We start from the raw sequence: 9,761 nt of genomic DNA, 5'->3' as shown, positions 1-9,761 counted from the left end.
TCGGTGCTTTCCAGGTTCCCGCTTCCGCGTTTCCCTTTCCGGCGGTTCCGACTCTATCAGATCTTTTCTCGACCTGACCCCCAGTCAGCGGGGTCCGTCTTCCCGGCCGTTGGGCCGTTCCGACGAGTGAGACTTTAGCGGATTCCGTGCTCCCGAGCGAATCGGGGGCCTGCGTTCTCGCGAACGCGGATTCCTCATTCCGTGAATACGCATGACAATGCACGACGCCAGACAGACGTAAAACGACTGTCGCCGTGTAGTGATGAGTACGTGCGGAGTGGCTGCCCGGGGACCGACCGGAGTCGGCTCTCACGTCGGACAACTCGAAGTACCTTACGGATCCCCGGGCGGCGTGTCAACCCATGGCTGGGGCGGGCGGCGGAGGCGTACGCTGACGGCCATGACGACGCGTACGTACAACCAGCAGTGGTGGCCCGCCTGACGGCGGCCCTGCTCACGTACGCAGACAACGGCCGCCGCCTCGGCGGCCGTTCTCGTTTCCCCTCCAGGACTCCGGGGACCGGCCCGCAGGGACGGCGGCCTCCACCGGAGAGGAAACAGAGATGACAAGGGTCTTCAGCGGGGTCAAGCCGACCGGGCATCTGACGCTCGGGAACTACCTGGGCGCCCTGCGGCAGTGGGCCGAGACCGACCAGCACCGGGCGGACTCCCTGTTCTGCGTGGTGGACCTGCACGCCCTGACCGTGGACCACGACCCCGCCCGGGTGCGCAGACTCAGCAGGCAGGCGGCGACGCTGCTGCTGGCGGCCGGCCTCGATCCCGAGCGGTGCACGGTGTTCGTGCAGAGCCATGTGGACGAGCACGCCCGGCTGTCCTACCTGCTGGAGTGCGTGGCCACCGACGGCGAGATGCGCCGGATGATCCAGTACAAGGAGAAGTCCGCGCGCGAGCAGGTGCGCGGCGGCAGCGTCCGGCTGTCGCTGCTGACGTATCCCGCGCTGATGGCGGCGGACATCCTCGCGTACGACACGGACGAGGTGCCGGTCGGCGAGGACCAGACGCAGCACGTGGAGCTGGCCCGGGACCTGGCGGTGCGGTTCAACCACCGGTACGGGCAGACGTTCACCGTGCCGAAGGCGACGTCGCCGAAGGTGGCGGCGCGGGTGATGAACCTCCAGGACCCGACATCGAAGATGGGGAAGTCCGACGACACCGGACCGGGCATCGTCTATCTGCTGGACGAGCCGGAGGCCGTGCGGAAGAAGGTCATGCGCGCGGTGACCGACAGCGGGCAGGACGTCGTCCACGACCGTGCGGCGCGGCCCGGCGTCACCAACCTGCTGGAGATCCTGGCCGCCTGCGCGGGCGGGGACCCGGAGGACCTGGCCGCGTCGTACTCGTCGTACGGCGCGCTGAAGAAGGACACCGCGGAGGCCGTGGTGGAGGTTCTCAGGCCGGTGCAGGAGCGGCACCGGGAGCTGTGCGCCGACCCCGGGTACCTGGAGCAGGTGCTGCGGGCGGGCGCGGAGAAGGCCCGGACGATGGCGCGGCCGACGGTCGACGCGGCATACCGGGCCATCGGGCTGCTGCCCGCCTGACGGCGGGCACGCGGCGGGCGGCGGGTCAGCTGTTGCCGGAGGCCAGTTCGCGGCTGCGGTCGCGGGCGGCCTCCAGCGCGGCGATCAGCGCGGCCCGCACCCCGTGGTTCTCCAGCTCGCGGATGGCGTTGATCGTCGTCCCGGCCGGCGAGGTGACGTTCTCGCGGAGTTTCACGGGGTGCTCGCCGCTGTCGCGGAGCATCACGGCGGCGCCGATGGCGGACTGCACGATCAGCTCGTGCGCCTTGTCGCGGGGCAGGCCGAGCAGGATGCCCGCGTCGGTCATGGCCTCGACCAGGTAGAAGAAGTACGCCGGGCCCGAACCGGAGAGCGCGGTGCAGGCGTCCTGCTGGGACTCGGGGACGCGGAGCGTCTTGCCGACGGCGCCGAAGATCTCCTCGGCGTGGCTGAGGTGCCCGGCGGTGGCGTGGGTGCCGGCGGAGATGACGGACATGGCCTCGTCCACCAGGGCCGGGGTGTTCGTCATGACGCGCACGACCGGGGTGCCCGGGGCCAGCCGCTCCTCGAAGAAGGAGGTGGGGATGCCGGCCGCGCCGCTGATGACCAGCCGGCCCGCGGGCAGGTGCGGGGCGAGTTCGTCGAGCAGGGTGCCCATGTCCTGCGGCTTGACCGTGAGGATCAGGGTGTCGGCGGTCTTCGCCGCCTCGGCGTTGGTGACCGGGGTGACGCCGTGGCGGGCGCGGAGTTCCTCGGCGCGCTCGGGACGGCGGGCGGTGACCAGGAGGTCGGCGGGCGCCCAGCCGGCCCGGATCATTCCGCTGAGCAGGGCTTCGCCGATCTTGCCGGTGCCGAGGACTGCGACTTTCTGGCTCATGAGCCTCATCCTCGCACCGGCGGTCCGGGACACGGGGTGTTGTCCGGCTGGCGGGACATGTGCCCGGGGGCGGCCGGGGGCGCGGGCGGGTCAGTCGTTGGCGGCGACCAGGAGGAGGACGTCGTAGGTCTCCTCGACGACGCCGTCCGGGAAGACCTCCAGCAGATGGGCGCGCTCCCGGGCGAAGAAGTCGGCGCGGCGGTCCTCGGGGCAGACGAGGAAGAGCGAGTGGCTGCCGATGTTGGCCAGGTGGGTGTCGAGCGGGATCCGGCGGCTCCAGCGCACCGTGCGGCGGGTGAGGCGGAGGCGGCCGGTGGGGTCGGCCAGTTCGGTGCGGGCGGCCTGCTGCTTCTCGGCGGGGACGTCGATGCCGAAGAAGCGTCCGGCCCGGCGGCTCGCCTCCGCGATCCAGTCGATGTCGAGGGCGTTCCTGTTCCACCACAGGGCGAGGGAGCCGCCGGGGCGCAGGACGCGCAGCGCTTCGGGGACCGAGCGGGCCGGGTCGGTCCAGTGCCAGGCCTGGGCGTAGGTGATCAGGTCGGCCGAGGAGTCGGCCAGCGGCAGGGCGTTGCCGTTGCCGCGCACGATCGGGATGCCGGGGTGGCCGGTGCGGAACTGGGCGGCCATGCCGTCACCGGGTTCGACGGCCAGGACATGGGCGCCGCGCTCGTGCAGCAGGGCCGTCGAGATGCCCGTACCGGCGCCGACGTCGGCGACGCGCGCACCGGCGAGCGGGCGGCCGGCGAGTTCCTCGACCGTGTCGAACAGGGCCGGCGGGTAGGAGGGGCGGTTGGCCGCGTACTGGGCGGCGGCCGCGTCGAAGGAGCGGGCGCGGACGGCGTGGGCGGCGGGGTCCGGGGCGGGCGACGGAGAGACGGTCATGGACCCATGGTCGTCCAGGCGGTCGCCGGGCGGGCGGGATTTTCCCGGTGGTTTGCGCGGGGCACGGGGCGCGCACCGGGCCGGGCAGGGGCCGTACGGGCCGGGCGGGCGGCGGGGTCCGCGGGGTCGCGGTGGGCGGGTGCCGCCGGTCAGCCGCGGCGGCGCTTCTTCTTCGAGGGGTTGCCCGTGCGCCGGGTGCTGCGGCGCTCGTACTGCTCGCGGGCCTGCTCGTACTCCTTGCGGTGCAGGCCCTCGCCGGGGGCCTCGGTCAGGGAGCGGAAGAAGTACGCGAGGAGAGAGCCGACGAAGCCGATGGCGAGCAGGCCGCGCAGGGAGGACTGGCGCTCGGGGTCGGGACGGGTGCTGAAGCCGCCCCAGGTGTGGCCGAAGGCGAGCGCGCTGCACACGGCGAACATGATGACGACCAGCAGGCTGACGAAGACGCCCGAGTCCGCGATCTGGATGCCCTCGTAGGCGAAGCGGAGCACGAAGCAGGCCGCTGCCGCCGCCAGCAGCGAACCGGCGGCGACCCCGGCACGGCGCAGCGCGTAGCCGTTGTCGTGGTGCACCCAGGTCGTGCCGAAGAAGCGCAGGGGCTCGGGGCGCGGCCCGGCGGTGCCGGTGGCCGTGGGGCCCGCGGGGGTGTCCGGGGTGCCGTTCTCGTCGCTCACCCGACGATTATGGCGCCCCGGGGGCCGCGGGCCCCGGGCGGGCTCAGGAGCAGCGCGGGGCGATGTAGCCGTCGGCGCCGGTGTAGATGTAGGCGTCGGAGACGAACTCGCCGTTGTCGATGTTGTCCCAGATGCTCGACGTCCCGTACGGGCCCGAGACCTTGGTGCCGGGCGACTGGCAGTACACCGGGACCTTGGCGCCGACCGGCAGGGTGCGCACGACCGGGTATCCGGTGCCGGGGCCGCTGCGGACGTTCAGGGCGACGCCGGGTGCGACGGAGTAGTAGCGCAGGGCGGCGGCGTGGGCCGTGATCTGCCGCTCCTTGTCCTCGCCCGCGGCTGTGCCGGTGCCGCCGGCCGTCTCCTCGGCATGGTCGACCGTCATGAAAGGACCTCCCCCGTCGTGCCCCGCGGCATGAGCGCCGCGGAGGTGTTCGTTCCCCTGGGCCGCGCGGTGGGACAGGTGTGCGCGACTCGCACGCGAACGCTAGCAAGCCGCCTCAGTCCCGTTCGAGTCATCGACTAGGGTCGGTGCGTCGCGCGCGCGGACGAACAGCACGGGGGTGGTCCATGTCGCCACAGCGCAACATCGGAGCGGGCGCGGAAGCGGAACTTCCGGAATATGCCGGGCACTATCGGCTCGAAGCGCGTCTGGGCTCCGGTGGCATGGGGGTGGTGCACCTGGCCCGGAGCACCTCGGGGCTGCGGCTCGCGGTGAAGGTGGTGCACGCGGAGTTCGCCCGGGATCCGGAGTTCAGGGGGCGTTTCCGGCAGGAGGTGGCGGCGGCCCGCCGGGTCAGCGGTGCCTTCACCGCGTCGGTCGTGGACGCCGATCCGGAGGCCGGGCGGCCCTGGATGGCGACCTTGTTCATTCCGGGTCCCACGCTCGCCGAGGAGGTCAAGCGGAACGGACCGATGGCCCCGGCGCGGTTGCGCAGGCTGACGGCCGGGCTCGCCGAGGCGCTGCGCGACATCCACCGGGTGGGGGTCGTGCACCGCGATCTCAAGCCGAGCAACGTACTGCTCGCCGAGGACGGCCCGAAGGTCATCGACTTCGGTATCTCGCGTCCCAAGGACAGCGAACTGCGGACCGAGACCGGCAAGTTGATCGGTACGCCGCCGTTCATGGCTCCTGAGCAGTTCCGGCGCCCGCGCGAGGTGGGACCGGCCGCCGACATCTTCACGCTCGGGTCGGTGCTGGTGCACGCGGCGACGGGCCGGGGTCCCTTCGACTCCGACAGCCCGTACGTGGTGGCGTACCAGGTGGTGCACGACGAGCCGGATCTGACCGGTGTGCCGGAGGATCTGGCCCCGCTGATCCGGCGCTGCCTGGCCAAGGAACCGGAGGACCGGCCGACCCCGGACGAGCTGATGCGCGAACTGCGGTCGGTGGCGGCCTCGTACGACACGCAGTTGTTCGTGCCGGGGCAGCGGGCGGGCGCGCAGGGTGCCGCCGGGCCGGAGCAGGAGCAGGAGCCGGAATCGGCAACGGGCCCCGTGCCGGACTCCGCGCCGCACCCCGCACCGGCGGCGGATCCGGCCGGGTCCGGGCCCGCGGACGGCGCCGCCGGGAAGCCGGTGCGGCGCGCCGGACGGTGGCCGGGCCGGTGGATGGGCAGGCGGCTGGCGCTGGTGGCGGGGGTGTGCGTCCTGGTCGTGGGCTCCACGCTGACGGCGGTGGAGCTGCTGGGCGGCGGCAAGGAGGCCGCGCACGGGAGTGACGCGCCGCGCACCGCCTCGGCGGCGTTCGCCGGGTGGCAGGCGCGGCCGGTGGCGCAGGGCGGCGGTGTGCCGCACTGCGTGTCCGCGGCCGGGCGCGTGGTGTGCGCGGAGCCGGGGCTGGTGTTCGCGCTCGCCCCGGCGGACGGCTCGGTGCTGTGGCGGCGCCCGGCCGCGGCCGCGCCGGTCACCGGCGCTCCGGTGGTGGCGGGCCGTCTGGTGGTGGCGCCGGCCGGCCGGGACGGGGTGCTGCGGGCGCTGGACCCGGCCACGGGCGAGGTGCGCTGGCAGCGGGACGCGTCGGCGTACCGGGGGATGCGGTTCGCCGGGGACACACTGCTGCTGACCGCCGCGGACGGCACGGTGACCGGGGTGGACGCCGGTTCCGGCGCGGTCCGGTGGAGCAGGCGGGTGCCCGGCCTCGGCCTGCCGTCCTTCACCTCGTTCGCCGGGGATCCGCTGGCGTACGCGACGGGTCCGGGCGACGGCGGGAAGGGCACGCGGGTGACGGCGGTCGACCCCCGTACGGGCGCCGTGCGCTGGCAGGCACGGCTGGCGGGGACGCTGCGGCCGTTCGGCTCCTCGGGCGGTTCCCTGTTCCTCCAGTCGGTCGACGGGGTCTACGGCGACACGCGCGCGGTGGTCCGCTACTCCCCCGGTGCGGGCGCGACCCGTGAGGTGGCGCTGTCGGTCCCGCTCCAGCAGGCGCACGCCACGGTGCGCGGGGACGTGGTCCACCTGCTGTCCGCGGGCGGTTCGCTGGTCGCCGTCGATCTGGCGGCCGGGCGGCAGCTGTGGTCCCTGGAGACATCGGTGAGCCGGGGTTCGGCGCCGGTCGCGGACGCGCGGCATGTGTACGTGCTGTCGTCGGACGGGCGACTGCTGGCCGTGGACGCGCGCGGCGGCGCGCTGGTCGGCCAGACACCGGCGCGGCTCGGCGCGGGCGGGGACCGGGTGGCCTCCTCGGTCCCGGATCCGGTGCCGGTGGCCGGGCATGTGTGCGGGGGCGCGCCGGACGGCACGGTCTTCGCGGTGGACGCGCGGGATCCGTCCGCCTGGTGACGTACGGACGCCCCGGGGGTCCGCCGACGGCGCGCGGCCTCCCGGCGGCAGGCGCGAGGGGCCGCCCCGGACGGGACGGCCCCTCGGTGTGTTCCGCGGGTCAGCCGAGCTTCGAGACGTCCCGGACGGCGCCCTTGTCGGCGCTGGTGGCCATCGCGGCGTAGGCGCGCAGGGCGGCCGTGACCTTGCGGTCGCGGTTCCTCGGGGCGTACACCCCGCCGAGGGCCTGCTCGCGGCGGGCCAGCTCCGCGTCGTCCACCAGGAGTTCGACGGAGCGGTTCGGGATGTCGATGCGGATGCGGTCGCCGTCCTCGACCAGCGCGATGGTGCCGCCGGAGGCCGCCTCGGGGGAGGCGTGTCCGATGGACAGGCCCGAGGTGCCGCCGGAGAAGCGGCCGTCGGTGATGAGCGCGCAGACCTTGCCCAGGCCGCGGCCCTTCAGGTACGAGGTCGGGTAGAGCATCTCCTGCATGCCGGGGCCGCCCTTGGGGCCCTCGTAGCGGATGACGACGACGTCACCGGCCGTGATCCGCTGGGTGAGGATCTTCTCGACGGCCTCCTCCTGCGACTCGCAGACGACGGCCGGGCCCTCGAAGGTCCAGATGGACTCGTCGACGCCCGCGGTCTTGACCACGCAGCCGTCCACGGCGAGGTTGCCGCGCAGGACCGCGAGGCCGCCGTCCTTGGAGTAGGCGTGCTCGGCGGAGCGGATGCAGCCGCCCTCGGCGTCGGTGTCCAGCGCCTCCCAGCGCTCGGACTGGGAGAACGCCTCGCTGGAGCGGACGCAGCCGGGCGCCGCGTGCCACAGCTCGACGGCCTCGGGCGAGGGGGAGCCGCCGCGCACGTCCCAGATCTTGAGCCAGTCCGCCAGGGAGGGGCTGTGCACGGCGTGCACGTCCTCGTTGAGCAGTCCGGCCCGGTGCAGCTCGCCGAGCAGGGCGGGGATGCCACCGGCGCGGTGCACGTCCTCCATGTAGTACGTGCGGTCCTTGGCGACGTTCGGGGCGACCTTGGCCAGGCAGGGGACGCGGCGGGAGACGGCGTCGATCTGCTCCAGGCCGAACTCGACGCCCGCCTCCTGGGCGGCGGCCAGCAGGTGCAGGATCGTGTTGGTGGAGCCGCCCATGGCGATGTCGAGGGCCATGGCGTTCTCGAAGGCCGCGAAGGTGGCGACGTTGCGCGGCAGGACCGTCTCGTCGTCCTGGCCGTAGTAGCGGCGGGTGATGTCCATGACCGTGCGGGCCGCGTCCTCGTACAGGGCGCGGCGGGCGGTGTGGGTGGCCAGGACCGAGCCGTTGCCCGGCAGGGAGAGGCCGATGGCCTCGGTCAGGCAGTTCATCGAGTTGGCGGTGAACATGCCGGAACAGCTGCCGCAGGTCGGACAGGCGTTCTCCTCGATACGGAGGATGTCCTCGTCGGAGATCTTGTCGTTGGCGGCGTCGGCGATGGCGTCGATCAGGTCGAGGGTGCGCACGGTGCCGTCGACCAGGGTGGCCCGCCCGGCCTCCATGGGGCCGCCGGAGACGAAGACCGTCGGGATGTTCAGCCGCAGCGCGGCCATCAGCATGCCCGGGGTGATCTTGTCGCAGTTGGAGATGCAGACCAGGGCGTCGGCGCAGTGCGCCTCGACCATGTACTCGACGCTGTCGGCGATCAGGTCGCGCGAGGGCAGCGAGTACAGCATGCCGCCGTGGCCCATGGCGATGCCGTCGTCGACGGCGATGGTGTTGAACTCGCGCGGGATGCCGCCGGCCTCGCGGACCGCCTCGCCGACGATCCGGCCGACCGGGGCCAGGTGGGTGTGGCCGGGCACGAACTCGGTGAAGCTGTTGGCGATGGCGATGATCGGCTTCCGGCCGATGTCCGCACCGGGTACACCGGAGGCGCGCATAAGGGCGCGGGCGCCCGCCATGTTGCGGCCGTGGGTGACTGTGCGGGACCTCAGCTCGGGCATCGTCGCTCGCTCCTTCAAAGGGTTCTGCCGCTGGTGGCGCCGGTGCGTCCGGATGCCTGCGGCGGACAGAGTTCTGACTCCGTCGAGCGTACGCCGGTCATCCACGGGGCGGGACGCCCTGTCCGGAATACGGGACGGCCGTCTCGGGCCGGTGCCCGGCCGGGGGTGCGGCGCGGGGGGCGTCAGCGCCCGCGCAGCCGCGCCGACGAGGCCAGGTGCAGGCGGGTGAAGGCCAGGGCCTCGGCGAGATCGGCCTCACGTTCGGCGCCGGACATCGCGCGCCGGGTGTTGACCTCGATCACCACATGGCCGTCGAAACCGGATCCGGCGAGGCGTTCCAGCAGCGCCGCGCAGGGCTGTCCGCCGCGGCCCGGCACCAGGTGCTCGTCCTTGGCCGAGCCCTTGCCGTCGGCGAGATGGACGTGGCCGAGGCGGTCGCCCATGCGGTCCACCATGGCGAGGGCGTCGGTGCGGGCCGTCGCCGCGTGGCTGAGGTCGATCGTGAAGTGGCGGTAGTCGTCCTTGGTGACGTCCCAGTCGGGCGCGTAGGCGAGCATCTCGCGGTCGCGGTAGCGCCAGGGGTACATGTTCTCCACCGCGAAGCGCACGTCCGTCTCGTCCGCCATCCGCCAGATCCCCGAGACGAAGTCACGGGCGTACTGGCGCTGCCAGCGGAACGGCGGGTGCACGACGACGGTGCTCGCCCCGAGCCGCTCGGCCGCCGACCGGGCGCGCTGGAGCTTGACCCAGGGATCGGTGGACCACACCCGCTGGGTGATCAGCAGACAGGGGGCGTGCACGGCCAGGATCGGTATGCCGTGGTGGTCGCTGAGGCGGCGCAGCGCGTCGATGTCCTGGCTGACCGGGTCGGTCCACACCATGACCTCGACGCCGTCGTAGCCGAGGCGCGCGGCGATCTCGAAGGCCGTCGCCGTCGACTCCGGGTACACGGAGGCCGTCGACAGGGCGACCTTCGCATCCGGGATGCGCACGACGGGTTCCACCACGAGGGACAGGTTACGGGGTGGCGGCGGCGCTCCAGGGCCCGCGCCCGCCCGTCGTGGCCGGTCTCACGTCCC

8 protein-coding genes are annotated in these 9,761 nt (G+C 73.3%); 2 read left to right on the top strand and 6 right to left on the bottom strand.

Annotation, left to right across the window (positions count from 1 at the left end):
* The first annotated feature begins 563 nt into the window (after positions 1-563).
* Entirely contained in the window at positions 564-1,559 is a 996-nt protein-coding gene (gene trpS / locus ACWDYF_RS10085; protein WP_381740721.1) for a tryptophan--tRNA ligase, read from the top strand.
* A 25-nt stretch (positions 1,560-1,584) separates the two neighbouring features.
* Here the strand turns inward: trpS and proC are convergent, their stop codons facing one another.
* The 4 genes from proC to ACWDYF_RS10065 form a co-directional block, all read right to left on the bottom strand.
* Entirely contained in the window at positions 1,585-2,394 is an 810-nt protein-coding gene (proC, locus tag ACWDYF_RS10080; protein WP_018568832.1) for a pyrroline-5-carboxylate reductase, read from the bottom strand.
* Positions 2,395-2,484: 90 nt separating this feature from the next.
* Positions 2,485-3,276, bottom strand: a complete 792-nt coding sequence (locus ACWDYF_RS10075; protein WP_389473142.1) for a class I SAM-dependent methyltransferase — start codon at positions 3,274-3,276, stop codon at positions 2,485-2,487.
* A gap of 149 nt (positions 3,277-3,425) precedes the next feature.
* Positions 3,426-3,947, bottom strand: a complete 522-nt coding sequence (locus ACWDYF_RS10070) for an EamA/RhaT family transporter (protein WP_389473144.1) — start codon at positions 3,945-3,947, stop codon at positions 3,426-3,428.
* Positions 3,948-3,990: 43 nt separating this feature from the next.
* A complete protein-coding gene (locus ACWDYF_RS10065) occupies positions 3,991-4,332 on the bottom strand; it encodes an SH3 domain-containing protein (RefSeq protein ID WP_389473147.1) in 342 nt (113 codons plus the stop codon).
* Between the two features lie 185 nt (positions 4,333-4,517).
* Here ACWDYF_RS10065 and ACWDYF_RS10060 point away from each other — a divergent pair, with 185 nt between their 5' ends.
* Positions 4,518-6,728 carry a protein kinase domain-containing protein gene (locus ACWDYF_RS10060; protein ID WP_389473150.1) on the top strand — a complete coding sequence of 737 codons (2,211 nt, stop codon included), beginning with the start codon at positions 4,518-4,520 and terminating at the stop codon, positions 6,726-6,728.
* Positions 6,729-6,828: 100 nt separating this feature from the next.
* Here ACWDYF_RS10060 and ilvD read toward each other — a convergent pair whose 3' ends face one another.
* Both ilvD and ACWDYF_RS10050 read right to left on the bottom strand, forming a co-directional pair.
* Positions 6,829-8,682, bottom strand: a complete 1,854-nt coding sequence (ilvD, locus tag ACWDYF_RS10055) for a dihydroxy-acid dehydratase (protein WP_389473152.1) — start codon at positions 8,680-8,682, stop codon at positions 6,829-6,831.
* Positions 8,683-8,864: 182 nt separating this feature from the next.
* Positions 8,865-9,689 (bottom strand): sugar phosphate isomerase/epimerase family protein, encoded by an 825-nt coding sequence (locus ACWDYF_RS10050; RefSeq protein WP_018568838.1) that lies wholly within the window; start codon positions 9,687-9,689, stop codon positions 8,865-8,867.
* Positions 9,690-9,761 lie beyond the last annotated feature (72 nt).

The organism is Streptomyces sp. NPDC003284 (assembly GCF_053589675.1).
Note: the sequence above shows the minus strand (reverse complement) of the source record. Positions and strands in the feature narration are given on the sequence as shown.

Excerpts from the sequence above, each read along its gene's own strand:
- trpS (WP_381740721.1), top strand. The coding sequence starts at position 564 with ATGACAAGGGTCTTCAGCGGGGTCAAGCCGACCGGGCATCTGACGCTC.
- proC (WP_018568832.1), bottom strand. The coding sequence starts at position 2,394 with ATGAGCCAGAAAGTCGCAGTCCTCGGCACCGGCAAGATCGGCGAAGCC.
- ACWDYF_RS10075 (WP_389473142.1), bottom strand. The coding sequence starts at position 3,276 with ATGACCGTCTCTCCGTCGCCCGCCCCGGACCCCGCCGCCCACGCCGTC.
- ACWDYF_RS10065 (WP_389473147.1), bottom strand. The coding sequence starts at position 4,332 with ATGACGGTCGACCATGCCGAGGAGACGGCCGGCGGCACCGGCACAGCC.
- ACWDYF_RS10060 (WP_389473150.1), top strand. The coding sequence starts at position 4,518 with ATGTCGCCACAGCGCAACATCGGAGCGGGCGCGGAAGCGGAACTTCCG.
- ilvD (WP_389473152.1), bottom strand. The coding sequence starts at position 8,682 with ATGCCCGAGCTGAGGTCCCGCACAGTCACCCACGGCCGCAACATGGCG.